The sequence below is a fragment of the Streptomyces sp. NPDC001880 genome (assembly GCF_053594575.1).
In genome coordinates this window covers 124,412-142,639 of sequence record NZ_JBSFET010000006.1, presented here as the reverse complement: position 1 = coordinate 142,639, position 18,228 = coordinate 124,412, and the positions used below count along the sequence as shown (strand labels likewise).

General features: G+C 72.0%; 12 protein-coding genes and 1 tRNA gene. 2 read left to right on the top strand and 11 right to left on the bottom strand.

The genetic code is table 11. The features are described from left to right. The first annotated feature begins 406 nt into the window (after positions 1 to 406). A complete protein-coding gene (locus ACWCQ6_RS05975; RefSeq protein ID WP_451085844.1) occupies positions 407 to 1,102 on the top strand; it encodes a response regulator transcription factor in 696 nt (231 codons plus the stop codon). A gap of 54 nt (positions 1,103 to 1,156) precedes the next feature. On the opposite strand, the gene ACWCQ6_RS05970 is transcribed toward ACWCQ6_RS05975, so the two are convergent. The 5 genes from ACWCQ6_RS05970 to ACWCQ6_RS05950 form a co-directional block, all read right to left on the bottom strand. Then, the gene (locus tag ACWCQ6_RS05970; protein WP_451085842.1) at positions 1,157 to 2,785 is read right to left on the bottom strand and encodes a sensor histidine kinase; all 1,629 of its coding nucleotides are present in this window, start codon (positions 2,783 to 2,785) and stop codon (positions 1,157 to 1,159) included. A gap of 571 nt (positions 2,786 to 3,356) precedes the next feature. Then, a complete protein-coding gene (locus tag ACWCQ6_RS05965; protein WP_451085913.1) occupies positions 3,357 to 4,595 on the bottom strand; it encodes an ABC transporter permease in 1,239 nt (412 codons plus the stop codon). Between the two features lie 71 nt (positions 4,596 to 4,666). Continuing rightward, on the bottom strand, positions 4,667 to 5,377 hold the full coding sequence (locus ACWCQ6_RS05960) for an ABC transporter ATP-binding protein (protein ID WP_451085840.1): 711 nt from the start codon (positions 5,375 to 5,377) through the stop codon (positions 4,667 to 4,669). After that, positions 5,374 to 6,663, bottom strand: a complete 1,290-nt coding sequence (locus ACWCQ6_RS05955) for a peptidoglycan-binding protein (RefSeq protein WP_451085838.1) — start codon at positions 6,661 to 6,663, stop codon at positions 5,374 to 5,376. Before ACWCQ6_RS05955 ends, ACWCQ6_RS05960 begins: the two co-directional genes overlap by 4 nt. A gap of 2 nt (positions 6,664 to 6,665) precedes the next feature. Continuing rightward, the gene (locus ACWCQ6_RS05950; RefSeq protein ID WP_451085836.1) at positions 6,666 to 7,268 is read right to left on the bottom strand and encodes a hypothetical protein; all 603 of its coding nucleotides are present in this window, start codon (positions 7,266 to 7,268) and stop codon (positions 6,666 to 6,668) included. Positions 7,269 to 7,547: 279 nt separating this feature from the next. Here ACWCQ6_RS05950 and ACWCQ6_RS05945 point away from each other — a divergent pair, with 279 nt between their 5' ends. Beyond that, positions 7,548 to 7,718, top strand: a complete 171-nt coding sequence (locus ACWCQ6_RS05945; RefSeq protein ID WP_451085834.1) for a hypothetical protein — start codon at positions 7,548 to 7,550, stop codon at positions 7,716 to 7,718. A 63-nt stretch (positions 7,719 to 7,781) separates the two neighbouring features. Here ACWCQ6_RS05945 and ACWCQ6_RS05940 read toward each other — a convergent pair. The 6 genes from ACWCQ6_RS05940 to ACWCQ6_RS05915 all read right to left on the bottom strand — a co-directional run bounded on the left by ACWCQ6_RS05940 (position 7,782) and on the right by ACWCQ6_RS05915 (position 18,097). After that, a tRNA-Thr gene (locus ACWCQ6_RS05940) sits at positions 7,782 to 7,855 on the bottom strand. A 127-nt stretch (positions 7,856 to 7,982) separates the two neighbouring features. After that, the gene (locus ACWCQ6_RS05935; protein ID WP_451085832.1) at positions 7,983 to 9,509 is read right to left on the bottom strand and encodes an alpha/beta hydrolase; all 1,527 of its coding nucleotides are present in this window, start codon (positions 9,507 to 9,509) and stop codon (positions 7,983 to 7,985) included. A 211-nt stretch (positions 9,510 to 9,720) separates the two neighbouring features. Then, entirely contained in the window at positions 9,721 to 10,926 is a 1,206-nt protein-coding gene (locus tag ACWCQ6_RS05930; RefSeq protein WP_451085830.1) for a DNA polymerase III subunit delta', read from the bottom strand. Positions 10,927 to 11,350: 424 nt separating this feature from the next. Next, the gene (tmk, locus tag ACWCQ6_RS05925) at positions 11,351 to 14,515 is read right to left on the bottom strand and encodes a dTMP kinase (RefSeq protein ID WP_451085828.1); all 3,165 of its coding nucleotides are present in this window, start codon (positions 14,513 to 14,515) and stop codon (positions 11,351 to 11,353) included. A gap of 196 nt (positions 14,516 to 14,711) precedes the next feature. Continuing rightward, entirely contained in the window at positions 14,712 to 17,570 is a 2,859-nt protein-coding gene (gene topA / locus ACWCQ6_RS05920) for a type I DNA topoisomerase (RefSeq protein ID WP_451085826.1), read from the bottom strand. A 329-nt stretch (positions 17,571 to 17,899) separates the two neighbouring features. Continuing rightward, entirely contained in the window at positions 17,900 to 18,097 is a 198-nt protein-coding gene (locus ACWCQ6_RS05915; protein ID WP_451085824.1) for a hypothetical protein, read from the bottom strand. Positions 18,098 to 18,228: the final 131 nt, after the last annotated feature.

The following is an 18,228-nucleotide window of genomic DNA, read 5'->3' as shown; positions in this document are numbered from 1 at the left end:
CCCCGCTCAGATCCATACGTGCGATCGTAGGCACTCCCACCTGGCCCGCGCAGCCCGCACATTCATGCCGATGAACCCACTCGATTCAACGGCCACCCATGCTGGAGACGCACTCGACCAGTACCCGGCATCCGGTCGGAGACAACGACGAAGAACGGGAGCAAATGAACCTGACTCCCGCTCTCCCCTGTCGACATTCGCACAGGTCAGAACTTGTTTGCCGCAGTCCGGCCGGCGGGTGCCGCGGTCAGGACCCGAACCTGCACGCACGCCCGGAGGCGCGGCGGCCGGCCCCGGTGGGATGGGGAAGGGGCGGTTTCGGCCGGGCGGCCGAAGGGCGACGAAAATTCTCGGCCGGTTCTGCATTACGGTGCTGGAGTTCACAGATCTCGCTGGGGGAGAAGCGTTGAGCGCTCGAATTCTGATCGCCGAGGATGACATAAACCAGTCTCGGCTGATCCGGATTTATCTGGAACGGGAGGGCAATGCGGTGCAGGTCGTGGCCGACGGTCGCGCCGCGTTGGAGAAGGCGCGGTCGGTCCGGCCCGACCTGATCGTGCTCGACGTGATGCTGCCGTACGTCGACGGACTCGACGTGTGCCGCATCCTGAGAACCGAGCCGGGCACCGAGGACATCCCCATCCTGCTCCTGACCGCCCGCACGACCGAGGAGGACATGCTCCTCGGGCTCGACCTCGGCGCGGACGACTACCTCACCAAGCCCTACAGCCCGCGCGAACTGACCGCGCGGGTACGGGCGCTGCTGCGGCGGGCCAAGAAGTCGGCGTCGTCCGGGACGACGCTGCTGCGGGTCGGCGAGGTGGAGCTGGACACCGCGCGGTTCGAGGTCCGGGTCGCGGGCCGGCCGGTGGCGCTGACCTCGAAGGAGTTCTCCATCCTGGAGTCGCTGGCCCGCGAGCCCGGGCGCGTCTTCACCCGGGCCCAGATCATCGAGCGGGTCTTCGGCTTCGACCAGGACGTGCTGGAGCGGACTGTCGACGCGCACGTGATGAACCTGCGGCGGAAGCTGGAAGCACCGGGGAGCCCACGGCTGCTGGAGACGGTGTACGGACGGGGCTACCGGCTCGCGGATGAAACCTGAGCGGCTCCGGGGCGCCGGACGTGCGCGGCTTCGAAGCGCCGGGACCTGAGCGGTTCAGAGGGCCGGGGCCGGGCACGTGCCCAGGACGATGGTGAACGTCGTGCCCACCCCGACCGTGCTCGCCACGTCGATGGTTCCCTGGTGGTCGGTCACGATCTGCCGGGCGATCGACAGGCCGAGACCGCTGCCGCCGGTTGCCCGGCCCCGTGACGCGTCCGCCCTCCAGAAGCGGTCGAAGAGGTGCGGCAGGTGCTCCGCCGGTATCCCCCTGCCGGTGTCCCGCACCTCGACGACGGCCAGCTCGCCGCGCGGGACGAGGGCCAGCGTCACGCGCCCGCCGGACGGCGTGGCGCGCAGCGCGTTGCCGACGAGGTTGCTGACGACCTGGCGGAGCCGGTCCGCGTCAGCGGTCACGTACACCGGGTGCGGGGCCTCCACCTCCAGCGCCACGCCCGCCGTCCCGGCGTGGGCGCGGTGCGCGGTGCGGGCGGCTTCGAGGAGGTCCCGCAGATCGACCTCGGAGCGGTGGTAGGTGAGCGCGCCGGCCTCGGCGAGCGCGAGGTCCTGGAGGTCGTCCACGATCCGCTGCTGGAGCAGCGCCTCCTCGTGGAGCAAGTCGAGCAGTTCGGGCGTCGGCTCGACGACCCCGTCCCGCAGGGCCTCCAAGTAGCCGCGCAGGTTGGCGAGCGGGGTGCGCAGCTCGTGCGCGATGTCGCCGGTGAGGCGGCGCTGGCGATCCTCGCCGGCCTGGATGGAGTCGGCCATGCGGTTGAACGCCCTGCCGAGCTGGGTGATCTCGTCCTGCCCGGAGACCGGCACGCGCCGCTCCAGATCCCCCTCGCCGAGCCCCTCGGCGGCGAGCGTCATGGCCCGCACGGGCCGCAGCACGGCCCGGCTCAGCAGCAGCGCCCCGAGGATCGCGGCGAGGACGACCCCGACGGCGACGGCGACGGTGGGGGCGGCGGCGATCGTGGGCGGGGACTCGTCCTGGTACCCGAGGCGCACTTCGAGGCGGGGCGGGGCGACGGAGGCGGTGCGCTCGTTGAAAACGCGCTGGAGGCAGGGGACGAGCGGCTGGACGGGCTCGCATGCCTTGGCCGCGGCCACATCCCGGGCTCGCTGCGGATCGCGGGCGGGCTGCGGCTCCTTGCACCGGTCCGGCCGGCTCTCGACGGCGACCACGGGGATGCCCATGCGGTCGGTGCGGACCGTCACCTCCGCCCCTGCCCGGGTCAGGCACGCCGCGTCGGCCGCTGCCGCGCGGTATCCGGCGATCGCCACCACGGTCAGCTTCTCGACGGCGCTCGGCACCAGACCCTGGTCGAACCGCAGCACCGGGCGCGGGTCGACCAGAACCGGGGGCTGGCTGCCCAGCGGGCGCGGCTCGCGGCCCGCGAGGGTGTCGGAGTCGGCGAGCAGGACGCCGGTCTCCGTGGCGACCCGGACGCGCTGCCCGGTGTCCCTCGACAGCGCGCCCACTGCCGGTGCGAACCCGTCCCAGGTGCCGTGCGCGAAGCCGTACGCACGCAGCTCGCCGATGACCCGGGAGACCTCCTCCTGGCCGGCCGTCACGGCCTCCTGCACCTGCCGGTTGGCCTGCCGCAGGGTGAGCCAGGCGGTGGCGGCCGTGGCAGTCACGGCGATCAGCATCAGCACACCGAGCACCCGAAGTCGGAAGCTCATCGCGTGCTTCCCACCCCGGACTTCGGGACGTGTGCGCTCAACGGGACTCCTTCGGTCGGGTTTCCCAAACTACGGGACGGTCGCTGGGTTGCGGGGATCACTCCGGTTGATGCGAAGGCCGCTGTATTTCCACTGAGTTCCGTCAGGTTCCTGAGTGCAGCGCTGACGAACGACACCATTGGGCGTTCCGAATGAAGCATCGACTCGCAGCAATTCTTCCCGCCGTCGCCATGGCCGCCCTGGCCGTCCCGACGGTCACTGCCACCCCGGCCGCTGCGCACACCAACTGCGGCACCGGCGCCTCGGACAAGGACGGCGGTTCGTGGGGCAAGTGGGCCAACGGCGCCAACAAGCGCAGCGGCTCCAGTACCGGCTGTGATATCAACGGTGCGGCCTGCTCGGCCCGGACGCTGGACCACCACTGCTGCACGGTGGGCAACGACGGCTGCACCTGGACGTTCGCCCGCAACGTGAACACCGGGCAACCGGGCTGGATCCATGACGACGTACTGCCCTACGGCGGCTCGTACGTGTACTGCGGCTTCCGGCCCCGCTCCAGGCGCTGTCCGGCTCAGGTGCCGGACAGCGCCTGGGTCGGTGACAGCCTGCTCGCCCGGACCGCCGGGTACAGGCCGGCGATCATGCCGATGAGCAGCGTCGAGCCGATACCGGCCGCGCTCGCCCAGGCCGGGACGACCGTCGGCCAGTCCCGGCTGAAGGCGTATCCGGCCGTGATCAGCGTCCCGAGCACGGTTCCGCCGAGGCCGCCGATCAGCGACAGCAGCAGGGACTCCGTCACGAACTGGGTGCGGATCTGGCCCTTCGTGGCCCCCAGGGCCCGGCGCAGACCGATCTCCGGCCGGCGTTCCAGGACCGAGATGACCATGGTGTTGCCGACGCCGACCCCGCCGACCAGGAGCGCGACGCCGCCGAGGCCGAGCAGCAGGCCGGTGAGCGCCGACTGGGTCGCCTCGCGGGCCGCGAGCGCGTCGGAGGGCCGGGAGATCTGCACCTCGCCGGGCTTCGCGGGATTGGCCGTGGCCGCGAGCACCGCCCGTACCGACGTGACCTGGCTGTCCTCCGCCCGGACGTAGATCGTCGACGGATGCCCGTCGAAGCGGAGGTACGTCCTGGCCGCAGGCCGGCCGACCAGCGCGGCGCTGTCGAGTTCCGGCGCGAGCGGCACCTGATCGAGGACGCCCACCAGCGAGAACCAACGGCCGCCGAGCCAGACCCGGGTGCCCGGGGTGTACACGTCGAGCCGCTGGGCGGCGGTCGCGCCGAGCACGACGGCCGGGTACTTCTCCGTCGCGGAGTCCAGCCAGCGGCCCTTGCGGACGTGGCCGCCGACGGCCGGGAGCAGGTCGGAGCCGGCCGCCAGCACGTCGAGGGAGCCGGTGCGGCCGATGGCGATGCGGTCATTGCGGTAGATGTGCGCCCCCGTCGACCCGGTGGCGGCGACCTGCTGCACGGGCGGGACCCGCCCGATCATCGCCACGGACTCCACGGGGAGCTTGGCCTCGGCGCCGTCGAGCGTCTCTCCCGGGGCGACCCGCAGCAGGTTCGTGCCGAGTGCGTCGAGCCGGCGGTCCACCTCCGCCCGTCCGGAGCCTGAGATGCCGACCACCGCGATCACGGCGGCGACGCCGAGGGCGATGCCGAGGGCGGACAGGAAGACCCGCAGCGGGCGGGTCCGCAGACCGGTGCCGCCGAGCCGGACGACGTCCGCGGGAGCGAGCCGGGCGGCGCGCAGCCTGGCCTGCGGCCGTGACGGTTCCCGAGCCCCGACGGCCGGGGACTCGGGCGTCAGTGCACGGATCCGGACGGTCTCGGGGTCCGCCTTCCGGCTGCCCTGCCGGGAGGAGTCGGTGGTGTGGTCCGTCACCGGGGCGCCCCGATCGTCGTGCTCTGTGCGATGTCGGCGACCAGGCGGCCGTCGCGCATCTCGATGCGGCGTGGCAGCTCGGCGGCGATCTCACGGTCGTGGGTGATGACGACGACGGTCGTGCCTGCGGCGTTCAGCTCGCGCAGCAGGGTCAGCACCACCGCGCCCGATATCGAGTCGAGGTTGCCGGTCGGCTCATCCGCCAGCAGCACCGACGGCTCGCCGACCACGGCGCGGGCCACGGCGACGCGCTGGCGCTCGCCACCGGAGAGCTGATGCGGGAGGTGGTGGACGCGGTGGCTGAGCCCGACCCGTTCCAGGGCGGCCGACGCTTTGGCCCGGCGCCGGCGCATGGGCACGCCCGCGTAGAGCAGTCCGTCCGCGACCGAGTCCAGTACAGGGACGCCCACGGCCAGGTGGAACTGCTGGAAGACGAAGCCGATCCGGGTGGCCCGCAGCGCGGAGACCTCCCGGTCCGACAGGCTCGCGACGTCGTGGCCGTCGACGAGGACCCGGCCCGCGGACGGGCGATCGAGGCTGCCCATGAGGTTGAGCATGCTCGACTTGCCCGAGCCCGACGGGCCGACGATCGCGACCAGTTCGTCCCGCTCGATGCGCAGGCTCACGTCGCGTACGGCGGCCACGCCGCCCGGATAGGTCTTGGAGACCGCGTCGAACTCCACGACAGTCGTCGCGTCGCCGCTCACTCGGGGATCCTCACCTTCATGCCCTCGCGGACCGCGGCGCCGCTGATCTCGACGTTGCCGTCGGCGAACAGCCCGGTCCTCACAGCGACGAATCGGCCGTCCGCGGTCTCCAAACCGTGTCCGCCCTCGGCGAGGGCGACGAGCGCGGAGACGGGGACGGTCAGCGCGTCCTTGACCTCCTTGCCCACGTACTCGACCGTGACGGGTCCGCTCTCCAGCTGACCGACGGCCTTCTGGTCCTCGATGGTGACGGTCACCGGGATCGTGGCGGGCCGGCCCAACCCGCCGCCCTCGCCTCCGCCGTCGCCCCCCTCGGGCGCGGTCGCCTGCTTGCCGATCGCCGCCACCTCGCCCTGCACAGGGTTGCCGTTGGGCAGCCTGACCGCGACGCGCGCGCTGCGGACAGCCCAAGCGGCGTCTGCGGCAGAGGCGTTGACGGTCACCTTGCGGGCCGTTCCGGTGTACGTGAGGGTGTTCTCCCCGACGGCGGAGCCGAGCCGGGTGCCGGGCCGGCCGATCCGTACCTTGCTCGCGGAGTAGATGACGTCGCCCACGTCGACCGTGCCGGTCCGGGCCACACCGAGCGACTTCTGCCAGCGCTTGACGGCGTCGGCCGTGCCGCTCGTGAACTTCTCGTCCACGGTGAAGCCGGTGTAGCCCAGGGCGGCGAGATTCGTCTCGAACTGCATGACATCCATGCCCTTGAGCTCGCGCGGCGCCCGGGAGGAGCCGGGGTCCTCCCCGGTTCCGGTGCCCCCCGGCGCCGTTGATCCAGAGGGATTCGGGGACTTGCCGTCCCTGCCTCCGTCACTCTGCTGCTGCTCGTCCGAGTTCCGGTCGTCGGAGCCCTGCGCGTTCTCCTGGGCCGTCAGCCCCAGGGACCGGTACATCGGCAGGCTTCCGTACATCAGGACCACCGGCCGGTCGTCGACCCGGAGCAGCTCGTCGCCGCGCTCGACCGTGGCGCCTGTCTCGGGCAGCCAGGTCACGGTTCCCTGCGCCTTGACGGGCAGCGGAAGCTCCGTACCGTACCCCAACTGACCGTCTACCGTGGTGCGTTCGGTCAGCGTCGCCCGGGTCACCGAGACGACGGATCCGGTCCGGGGCGGGGCGCTCGGAGCTTCGTCCTCCCCGCCGCCGAGTCCGAGCGCGCCGACCACGGCGACCGCCGCCACGACGACCACGGCGGAGGCGATCAGCGCCGTACGCCGACCCCGCCTGCCGCGCGGCGGCGGCGTGGAAGCCGTTCCGGGCTCGTCATCGATATGCGTCACCGTCTCGGTCATCGTCAGCCCCTGCCCACCGGGGGGTTGGCCGGGTCGCCGATGACGGGTGCGCAGGTGCGCGTCGCGCGCTGCGCACCGGCCGAGCTCTGGTTCCACTCCGGCACACCGGAGTTGTTGTCGCCGGCGTAGCCGTCGGGGCCCGGGTCAGGGAAGTCCGGGGCGCCGTTCTTCTGCATGCACTCGGCGTATTCGCGCTTGGCCTTGATCTGCTCGGGAGTGAGCTTGGGCCGGTTGGCCGCCTCGACGCTCTCGGGGACGGCGGGCTTCTTCGCGGAGCACTTCTTCGAGGCATCGATGAACTTCGGGTTCTTTTTGAGGGCGAGACCCTGACCGGAGAGGTCGACCTGCCCGGTCTCGTCCGGGTCGGGGACATCGACGCCGTTGTCGCGCACGCACTTCACCCACTCGCGCTGCCCCCTCACGTACGCGGCCAGTTCGTCCTCGCCGCCACCCCCGCTGCCGCCACCGGTCGCCCCCGCCGAGGCGGACTTGTCGGCACCGCCCGCCGAAGGAACCTTCGCACCGTCGTCGTCGTTGCCGCAGCCGGTCAGCGCGAAGACCAGGACCGACGCCGTCGCGGCCAGTAGTACCCGGTTCGTCCTCATCGGTTCTCCCGCTCCTCCTGTCGCACCCGGCCGCGGGTGCGACAGGCAGGGTGACCGTAGGCCGGAGACCATGAAGAACTTTTGAAGAACCTGTCACGCGATCATGCGGTCCTCTCGTCTCCGGCGAGGTCAGTTCCTGGCCGGGGGTGCGTCACTCGGGACCGGGTTGCCGCCGACGGCCCCGCGGTGGCGCTTCGCGCGCTGAGCGCCTCGCGTGTACCTGAAACCGCGCATCGGAAACCGGCGTCCGGACCGGCTGCGTGTCAGCCACCTCAGCTGATGTTCACGGACATCCGCGACGCCAACGCCCAGATCCTGGAGGCCAACGCCCAGCGGCGAGCCCCGATCGACAAACTGGCCGCGCGCCGAGCGCCCAAGAAGCAGGTCTCCGGGCGGCTCCGCTCATGCATCGCTCACGCAAGCAAGGTCACAGCGTCCCAGCTCGCGTGACGTGTCATGCCCCGAGCAACAGAAAACCCCAGGTCATAAGCTATGTGACCTGGGGTTTCTCTGAGCCGCCTTCGGGATTCGAACCCGAGACCTACGCATTACGAGTGCGTTGCTCTGGCCAACTGAGCTAAGGCGGCACGCCCTGTCGCACTATGGTGCGATCAGCAGCGTCGCCAAGTCTACACAGTTTCCAGGGGTGCTCCGCACCACCCTCGTGCCGAGCCGTTTTCGCAGGTCAGCGGCGGGGGCGGGTTGATCAGGCGATCAGGAGCACGTCTTGCCCTCGGCCGGCGGGGTGCCTTCCAGGAGGTAGGTGTTGATCGCCGTGTCGATGCAGTCGCTGCCACGGCCGTACGCCGTGTGGCCGTCGCCCTGGTAGGTGAGGAGGATGCCGGAGTCGAGCTGGTCGGCGAGGGACCGGGCCCACTCGTACGGGGTGGCCGGGTCGCGGGTCGTGCCGACGACGACGATCGGGGCGGCGCCCTTCGCCTCGATGCGGTGGGGGGTGCCCGTGGGCGGGACCGGCCAGTCGGCGCAGTTCAGGGCGGCCCACGCGAAGGACTCACCGAAGACCGGGGACGCCTTCTCGAAGCTGGGAACGGCCTGGGTCACGGCCTCGGGGTCGGCGAAGGCGGGCGGCAGGTCCAGACAGTTCACGGCGGCGTTGGCGAACATGAGGTTGGCGTACGTGCCGTTCGGCCGGCGTTCGTAGTAGTTGTCCGACAGCGCGAGCAGGCCGGAGCCGTCGCCGTTCCGGGCGGCCGAGAGGGCCTCGCGGAGCTGGGGCCAGGCCGACTCGTCGTACATGGCGGCGATGACCCCCGTGGTGGCCAGGGACTCGGTGAGCCTGCGGGAGTCACCGGTGGCGATCGGGTGGGCGTCCAGGTCGGCGAAGAACCTCTTCATACGGTTGGCGGCATCGGTGGTCGAGGTGGTGCCGAGCGGGCAGCCCTTCTTCTTCACGCAGTCGGCGGCGAAGGCCTGGAACGCCGTCTCGAAGCCTGCGGTCTGCTGACGGTTGAGCTCGACGGCGTCGAGCGACGGGTCCATCGCACCGTCGAGGACCAGTCGGCCGACCCGGGCGGGGAAGAGTCCGGCGTAGGTCGCGCCGAGGAAGGTGCCGTACGACGCCCCGACGTAGTGCAGCTTCTCGTCGCCGAGCAGGGCTCGCAGCATGTCCATGTCGCGGGCGGTCTCGACGGTGGAGACATGGGGCAGGATCTCGCCGGAGCGCTCCTCGCAGCCACCCGCGAACTGCTGGAACGAGTTGTTCAGCGTGGTGACCTCGCGGGCGTCGTCCGGAGTCTGGTCGACCTGGGTGTAGGCGTCCATCTGAGGACCGGTGAGGCATACGACGGGCTCGCTGCGGGCCACTCCGCGCGGGTCGACGGCGACCATGTCGTAGCGGGCCCGGACCTGGGCCGGGTAGCCGACGCCCGCGTAGCTCTGGAGGTACTCGATGGCGGAGCCGCCGGGGCCGCCAGGATTCACCAGGAGGGAGCCGATCCGCTCGCCGGGGCCGGTGGCCGTCTTGCGGGCGACGGCCAGCTTGATGTCGCCGTCGTCCGGCTCCTCGTAGTCCAGCGGCGCGATCATCGTGGTGCACTGGAATCCCTCGACGCCGCAGTCCCGCCACGTCAGTTGCTGCGCGTAATACGGCTTGAGCGCCGCGGGGACGGGCGATGCGGACGGCGGGGCGCTCGTCGAACTGCCGCTGGAGCAGCCGGAGATGAGCAGGCCGGCAGTGCCGAGCGCGGTGGCGAGAATGCGGAGCGAGCGCCTGGAGTCCATCCCCGGAGGGTAGTCGCCGCAAGGCGGTTCGCCCCGATTCGCTCCCCGTACGGGTGAATGAGCCATCATGAACGGGCGATCACGAACGCACCGGATGCGGATCGACGGCCACGAACGGGCTGGATGCGGATGTGCGGCCACGAACCGGCCGGATGCGGATGGACGGCCACGAACCGGCCGGATGCGGATGCGCGGCCACGAACGGGCCGTGTCAGCCCGCGCGCAGTGCCATCGTCATCGCCTCCACCGCGAGCAGCGGCGCCACATTGCGGTCCAGCGCCCGGCGGCAGGCGATCACCGCCTCTATCCGGCGCAGGGTGCGCTCGGGCGTGGAGGAGCGGGCGATGCGGTCGAGGGCGTCCTGGGCGTCCACGTTGGCGATGGCGATCCGCGAGCCCAGCTGGATGGCCAGGACGTCGCGGTAGAAGCCGGTCAGATCGGTGAGCGCGAGATCGAGGCTGTCGCGCTGCGTACGCGTCTTGCGGCGCTTCTGTCTGTCCTCCAGCTCCTTCATCACCCCCGCGGTTCCGCGCGGCAGCCGTCCCCCCGCGGCGGCGCCGAGCGCGGCCTTCATCTCCTCCGTCTCCTTGGCGTCGACCTCCTCGGAGACCTGCTTGGCGTCATCGGTGGCGGTGTCGATCAGCTCCTGGGCGGCCTTGAGGCAGCCCCCGATGTCCTCGACCCGCAACGGCAGCTTGAGCACGGCGGCGCGGCGCGAGCGGGCCCGCTCGTCGGTCGCGAGGCGGCGGGCCCTGCCGATGTGGCCCTGGGTGGCCCGGGCGGCGGACGCGGCCCGCTCCGGATCGATGCCGTCACGCCTGATCAGGACATCGGCGACCGCGTCGACCGGGGGTGTGCGCAGCGTGAGGTGGCGGCAGCGGGAGCGGATGGTGGGCAGCACGTCTTCGAGGGAGGGCGCGCAGAGCAGCCACACCGTGCGGGGCGCGGGCTCCTCGACCGCCTTCAGCAGTACGTTGCCCGCGCCCTCGGTGAGCCGGTCGGCGTCCTCCAGGACGATGACCTGCCAGCGGCCGACGGCCGGGGAGAGCTGGGCGCGGCGGACCAGATCGCGGGTCTCCTTCACACCGATGGAGAGCAGGTCGGTCCGGACCACCTCGACGTCGGCGTGCGTGCCGATGAGGCTGGTGTGGCAGCCGTCGCAGAAGCCGCAGCCGGGCGCGCCGCCCAGGGCGCGGTCGGGGCTGGTGCACTGGAGGGCCGCGGCGAAGGCACGCGCGGCGGTGGAACGGCCGGAGCCCGGCGGCCCCGTGAACAGCCAGGCGTGGGTCATCTTCGACCCCGGCGGGACCGGCTCCCCCGCGGCGTCGGCGGTGACCAGCGCATCGGCGTCCCGGGCGGCGGCGCCGAGCTGCTCCTGCACCCGGTCCTGGCCGACCAGGTCGTCCCATACGGTCATGAGTCACCGCCCTTCCGGTGGTGTGCGCGCCGCGCGGCCGTCGTGCGATGCCACCGCGCAGCTTCGATGTCGCTGGTTGCGGCGCTGATGCCGCCGCTCGTCGGTCCGGCTTCCCCGAGCCGCCTCCCATTGTGGGGGACGGGTCCGACAACCCCGGCGACAAGGCGGTCCGGCTGCCGGGCCGGGCCCAGGGTGTGTTTCGCAGGTTCCGCCGGGCCGACAACGCCCGGCGCTTCCCCAAGCTCTCGGCTTCGCTCGAGCAGGGGAGACCCCATCGCTCGCCGCGTTGTCGGTCGTCGGTGCGGCCCGCCGCGCTCCCCTCCCTCCGCCTTGCGATCGCACGCACCGGACGTCCCCGCCCTCCGGGCGGACGACGCCACTTCCGCAACACGCCCTGAATCGCCCGCCCGGCAGCCGTCGCACATCAGCGGCGCGGGCGGCGTCCCCGGCCCGAGCGGCCCGAGTCCCCGTCGTCGTGCTGGTCGCGATGATCGCCCAGCAGTTCGTCCGCCAGCGTCGGCAGATCGTCCAGCGGGGTCTCCTCGGCCCAGTCGGGGCGAGGACGGCGGGCGAGGCGTTCCTGGCGCTCCCGGCTCTCCCAGTGTTCCTGGACGGGTTGCGGGCCACCCGCGCGCGGATCGCCGATCTGCGGAAGCTCACGGGTGCGCTCGTTCTCGCTCTCCGGTACGGAGCCCGCCGGGCGCTCGTCGCGGAAGATGCCTCGCGGAATCCGGTCCGCCGGGTCCGCGTCCCGAACCGGAGGAAGGACCGCCGTCTCGTCCGCCGCACCGGCAGCACCGGCCGCACCGGGCCGCTCCGGCCGCTTCGGCCTGTCCTGGATCTTGGGGATCATCGCCGTCTCGGCCTCGTCGGAGGGCGTGGCCGAGCTGTCCGGTGCGGGCACCTGCTGCGTCACGTCGTTCGGGTCGACGATCGGCGTGGGCACCGTGATCTCGTTGTCCGGCACGGACGCCGCCGCAGCGGCCTCCGCCCGGGCCTTCTCCGCCGCGGCGGCGGCCTCGGCCTCAGCACGCCTGCGCGCCTCCTCGGCCCGCACCAGCGCCTCCTCGGCCTTGCGCTGCTTCTCCAGCCGCAGGGCCTCGGCCTCCTTGCGGAGCCGCGCCTCCTCCTCGGCCTGCTTGCGGAGCCTGGCCTGCTCGGCCTCGCGGGCCGCTTCCTCGGCCTCTCGCCGGGCCCGCTCCTCCTCGGCCACCCGGCGGGCCTCCTCGGCCCGCTGCCGGGCTTCCTCCGCCTGGCGTTCGGCCTCGCGGCGGCGGGCCTCCTCCAGCTCGCGGGCCTTGCGCTCCTCCTCCTCGGCACGGAGCTTGGCGAGCTGCTCCTGCCGCTCGCGCTCCAGCCGCTCCTCCTCGGCCTTGCGGGCCGCCTCTTCCTCGGCCTTGCGCCTGGCCTCCTCCTCGGCCGCCTTGCGCGCCTCCTCCTGGGCCTTGATCTCGGCCTCGGAGAGCGGCAGGAGCTGGTCGAGCCGGTGACGTACGACCGTGGTGATCGCCTCCGGTTCCTGGCCGGCGTCCACGACCAGGTAGCGGGTCGGGTCGGCCGCGGCCAGAGTCAGGAAGCCGGACCGCACCCGGGCGTGGAACTCCGGAGGCTCGGACTCCAGCCGGTCGGGCGCCTCGGTGAACCGTTCGCGCGCGGTCTCCGGATCGACGTCCAGCAGCACCGTCAGATGCGGTACGAGCCCGCCCGTCGCCCAGCGCGAGATCCGGGCGATCTCGGTCGGGGAGAGGTCGCGGCCCGCGCCCTGGTAGGCGACGGACGAGTCGATGTAGCGGTCGGAGATGACGATCGCACCGCGCTCCAGCGCCGGGCGGACGACCGAGTCGACGTGCTCGGCGCGGTCGGCGGCGTACAGCAGCGCCTCGGCCCGGTTGGACAGCCCGGCCGACGAGACGTCGAGCAGGATCGAGCGCAGCCGCTTGCCGACCGGCGTCGCGCCCGGCTCACGGGTGACGACGACCTCGTGGCCCTTGGCGCGGATCCACTCGGCGAGCGCCTCGACCTGGGTGGACTTGCCCGCGCCGTCGCCGCCCTCCAGGGCGATGAAGAATCCGGTCGCGGCGGGAGCGACGGCCGGTTCGCCGCCGCGCAGTGCCTCGCGCAGATCGCGGCGCAGCGGAACCCCGGAGCGGTCGTCCGTCCTGGCGAGGACGATCACGGCGACCGGCAGCAGCAGCGCGCCGATCAGCATCAGGGCGAAGGCCGCTCCGCCGTGCTCGAAGACGAAGTCGCCCGAGGCCAGCCGGTGGGTGCCGATCGCGGCGGCCAGCAGCGGGCCCGCGAGCGCGCCGAGCGCGATGAGGACCCGTACGACGGCCTGGAGGTGCTCGGTGGTCCTGGCCCGGCGGGACTCCTCGGTCTCCTGGTCGATCAGCACATGCCCGGTGCGGGCGGCGACGCCCGCGGCGTATCCGGCGAGCACCGCGGTCATCAGCACGGTCGCCGTGTCCGGCACGAGGCCCATGGCGAGCAGCGCGATGCCGGTGACGGCGGTGGCCAGAGCGAGCAGCCTGCGCCGCGACAGGGTGGGCAGCACCTTCCCCGCGGTACGGATGCCGACTCCCGTGGCGCCGGTCAGGGCGAGGATCAGCAGCGCGAGGGTGACGGGTCCGCCGCCCAGGTCCGCGGCGTGCAGCACCGAGACCGCGGCAGCGGCGGCGATGGCCCCGGCGACCGCGGCCGACGCGCCGACGACCAGCGGGACGGCTCCGGTGCGGCCCCGGTCGGGTCCGCTGCCGGTCGACGGCCGCCGCAGGCCCTCCAGCGGCGAGCGCGGGCGGGGTGTCTGCGTACCGGGCAGTTCCAGGAAGTACAGGACGGAGATCGACGCCGAGAAGAGCCCGGCCGCGACGTACGAGCCGAGGGCCGCCTGGTGGATCGAGAACCACTCCAGGCCCGAGCCCAGCAGGTTGCCGACGAGCGTGGCGACCAGCAGGACGGCCGCCGCGAGCGGGATCGCGGCGAAGTCGGTACGGATGAAGAGCCGGCGCAGTGCGTCGAGGTGGTCGGGCAGCGGGCGTACCGCGGCGCCCTCGGGGGGCGGGGCGGGCAGCAGTGCGGGGGCGGCGCCGTCCTTGGCTACCGTCCACAGGCGCTCGGCCGCGCCGACGACGAAGACGGTGATGAGGATCATCATGAGTGCCTTGTCGGGCATCCAGTCGATCCACAGCGGTGCGACGACCAGCAGCGCGAGCCGCAGGCCGTCCGTCCCGATCATCAGCCACCGCCGGTCAAGCGGCCCTCCGGGCGCGGTGAGGGTCGTCAGCGGTCCGAGAAGTACGGCTCCGAAGAGCAGGGTGGCAAGGGTCCGGGCACCGAACACCGCGGCGACGGCAAAGGCCGCGCCTCGGTACCCGGCTCCGAATGAGCCCTCCAGGACCGCCGCTTGCAGCGACAGCAGCACCAGCACGAGAAGGGCGAGTGCATCGCCGGTACTGCCGACGAGCTGCGCGCTCCACAACCGCTTCAGCGGGGGAACACGCAACAGGGCACGTACGGCACGCTCGCGTGAGTCTGCGGCAAGTGTGTCGGAGGTGGGGCTCACGACCGTTGGCTGCTCGGCTCGCGTCATCCGCCCAGCCTATCCGGAGCGGCGGGGTCCCCGGAGGCCCCGTCCGAACATGTGGGCGCCCGAGCCGTCCCGGCGCTTACGGCCCGCCCCGCCGGGACCGGCGCGTACGCGGGAGGGGCCGGGTGTCCCGGCCCCTCCCGCGTACTCGACGCGCAGCGCTCAGTACCTTGGCTCAGTACTCCGTCCGGTCCTGCGCTCAGTCCTCCACGGAGGTCACGACAGCCGTCTTCTTCGCCGCGGTCGCCTTCTTGGCGGTCGTCTTCTTCGCGGCAGTCGTCTTCTTCGCCGCGGTCTTCTTGGCCGCCGTCGTCTTCTTCGCGGCGGTCTTCTTCGTGGCCGCGGACTTCTTGGCCGGGGCCTTCTTCGCCGTCTTCTTCTTGGCGGGCCCCTTGGCGCGCTTCTCGGCGAGCAGCTCGTAGCCGCGCTCCGGCGTGATGTCCTCGACGCTGTCGCCGGTGCGCAGCGTCGCATTGGTCTCGCCGTCGGTGACGTACGCGCCGAATCGGCCGTCCTTGACCACGACCGGAGCCCCGCTCACCGGGTCCGTGCCCAGTTCCTTCAGCGGCGGCTTGGCGGCGGCCCGGCCGCGCTGCTTGGGCTGGGCGTAGATCGCGAGGGCCTCTTCGAGGGTGATGTCGAACAGCTGGTCCTCGGAGGTGAGCGACCGCGAGTCCGTGCCCTTCTTCAGGTACGGGCCGTAGCGGCCGTTCTGCGCGGTGATCTCGACACCCTCGGCGTCCTCACCGACGACGCGCGGCAGCGACATCAGCCTGAGTGCGTCGGCCAGCGTCACCGTGTCCAGGGACATGGTCTTGAAGAGCGAGGCGGTCCGCGGCTTCACCGCGTTCTTGCCGGTCTTCGGGGTGCCCTCGGGCAGCACCTCGGTGACGTACGGGCCGTAGCGCCCGGCCTTGGCGATGATCTGGTGGCCGGTGACCGGGTCCGTGCCGAGCTCGAAGTCGCCGCTCGGCTTGGCCAGCAACTCCTCCGCGTACTCCACGGACAGCTCGTCGGGCGCCAGGTCCTCCGGCACGTCCGCGCGCTGGTGGCCCTCGGCGTCCTTCTCACCGCGCTCGATGTAGGGGCCGTAGCGGCCGACACGGAGCTTGATGTCGTTGCCGACGGGGAAGGAGGAGATCTCCCGCGCGTCGATCGCACCGAGGTCGGTGACGAGGTCCTTCAGACCGCCGAGATGGTCACCGTCGCCGTTGCCCGCGTCGGAGGCCGCGCCCGCGCCCGCCGTGTCGTCGTCGCCCGCGCCGAAGTAGAAGCGCTTGAGCCACGGCACGGCCTGGGCCTCACCGCGCGCGATGCGGTCGAGGTCGTCCTCCATCTTCGCGGTGAAGTCGTAGTCGACGAGCCGGCCGAAGTGCTTCTCCAGCAGGTTGACCACGGCGAAGGAGAGGAACGACGGGACGAGCGCCGTGCCCTTCTTGAAGACGTAGCCGCGGTCCAGGATCGTGCCGATGATCGACGCGTACGTCGACGGGCGACCGATCTCCCGCTCTTCCAGCTCCTTGACCAGCGAGGCCTCGGTGTAGCGGGCCGGCGGCTTGGTGGCGTGGCCGTCGGCCGAGATCTCCTCTGCGGACAGCGCGTCGCCCTCGGCGACCTGCGGCAGCCGCCGCTCGCGGTCGTCGAGCTCGGCGTTCGGGTCGTCGGCGCCCTCGACGTACGCCTTCATGAAGCCGTGGAAGGTGATCGTCTTGCCGGACGCGGAGAACTCGGCGTCCCGGCCGTCGCTCGCCCGGCCCCCGATCCGGACGGTGACGGAGTTACCGACCGCGTCCTTCATCTGGGAGGCGACGGTCCGCTTCCAGATCAGCTCGTACAGCCGGAACTGGTCGCCGCTCAGGCCGGTCTCGGCGGGAGTGCGGAAACGGTCGCCGGAGGGGCGGATCGCCTCGTGCGCCTCCTGCGCGTTCTTGACCTTCCCGGCGTACGTGCGCGGCTTGTCCGGCAGGTAGTCGGCGCCGTAGAGCTGGGTGACCTGCGCGCGGGCCGCGGCGACCGCGGTGTCCGAGAGGGTCGTGGAGTCGGTACGCATGTAGGTGATGAAGCCGTTCTCGTACAGCTTCTGTGCGACCTGCATGGTGGCCTTGGCCCCGAAGCCCAGCTTCCGGCTCGCCTCCTGCTGGAGGGTCGTCGTACGGAACGGGGCGTACGGGGAGCGGCGGTACGGCTTCGACTCGACGGACCGTACGGCGAACGTGGCGTCGGCGAGCGCGGCGGCCAGGGCGCGGGCGGTCGTCTCGTCCAGGTGCAGCACCTGGCCGGAGCCGGGCTTCAGCTGCCCGTCCGGACCGAAGTCACGGCCCTGCGCGACGCGGCGGCCGTCGACCGTGCTGAGCCGGGCGGCGAGCGCCGAGGGGTCGGAGGAGTCACCGGCACGGCCGGTGGCGAAGGTGCCGGTGAGGTCCCAGTACTCGGCGGAACGGAAGGCGATGCGCTCGCGCTCCCGCTCGACGACGAGCCGGGTCGCCACGGACTGGACACGGCCGGCCGACAGGCGCGGCATGACCTTCTTCCACAGGACCGGCGAGACCTCGTAGCCGTAGAGGCGGTCGAGGATACGGCGGGTCTCCTGGGCGTCGACCATGCGCTGGTTGAGCTCGCGCGGGTTGGCGACGGCGGCCCGGATCGCGTCCTTGGTGATCTCGTGGAACACCATCCGGTGGACCGGGACCTTGGGCTTCAGGACTTCCTGCAGATGCCACGCGATGGCTTCGCCCTCGCGGTCCTCATCGGTGGCGAGGAAGAGTTCGTCGGACTCGGCCAGCAGCTGCTTGAGCTTCCTGACCTGCGCTTTCTTGTCCGCGTTGACGACATATACGGGCTGGAAGTCATGCTCGACGTCGACGCCGAGCCGACGGACCTCGCCGGTGTACTCGTCCGGAACCTCTGCGGCGCCGTTCGGCAGGTCGCGGATGTGCCCGACGCTCGCCTCGACGACGTATCCGGGGCCGAGGTAGCCCTTGATCGTCTTCGCCTTGGCAGGCGACTCGACGATGACGAGTCGGCGGCCGCCCTGTGCGGTCTCGCTGGTCGGGGACAACTTCGCTCTTCTCTCCGGTCGACGCTCGGTGGGCATCCGGGCAACGCGATGACGCTGCCGGCGGTGCTGTCGCTGCGGAGTGTGACGGTACAACCCGCCCCCGTGTCAAACGGCAAAAGCCCGCAACGGCCACTCGAACGGTAACCCGACTTCCGCCATTCCTGCCGCCCGGACCGTCCGGTACGCCGTGTGCGCGGTCGCTGCCTGCGGGTTTCCGGGAGCTGTTGCGGCATTGCGGGCCTCGGCGGCGGGCCGTGCACGGTTCGGGCGTGTTCCCCGTCACTGCCTGCCGCGTTCTGCCGGTCCCGGCCGGGCCGGTGGGAAGTGGATCAGATACGGGTGAAGCACCACACGCCGAGGACGAGAAAAAGTACGCCGAACACAGTGGCGAGAGTGACGGAGGCGACGGGGCTCACCCCATGCGCCACCGGCGCGCGGTGCAGCACGCGCGACCCCGTCCACAGCAGCAGCGCGGCACCGAACAGCGCGAACGCCGCCCCGGCGAAGACCGCAGGTCCGCTCTCCATACCCGTACGCCTCCCTGTCCCTGCCCGGCCGGGGCGGATGCCCTCCGGTCCGGGGGAGGCTGCCACCCCGGGGCGTCGCCGATGCGAACCCCGGGTGAATGGCCGGATTCGCCCACCTCCGCCCCGTCTCA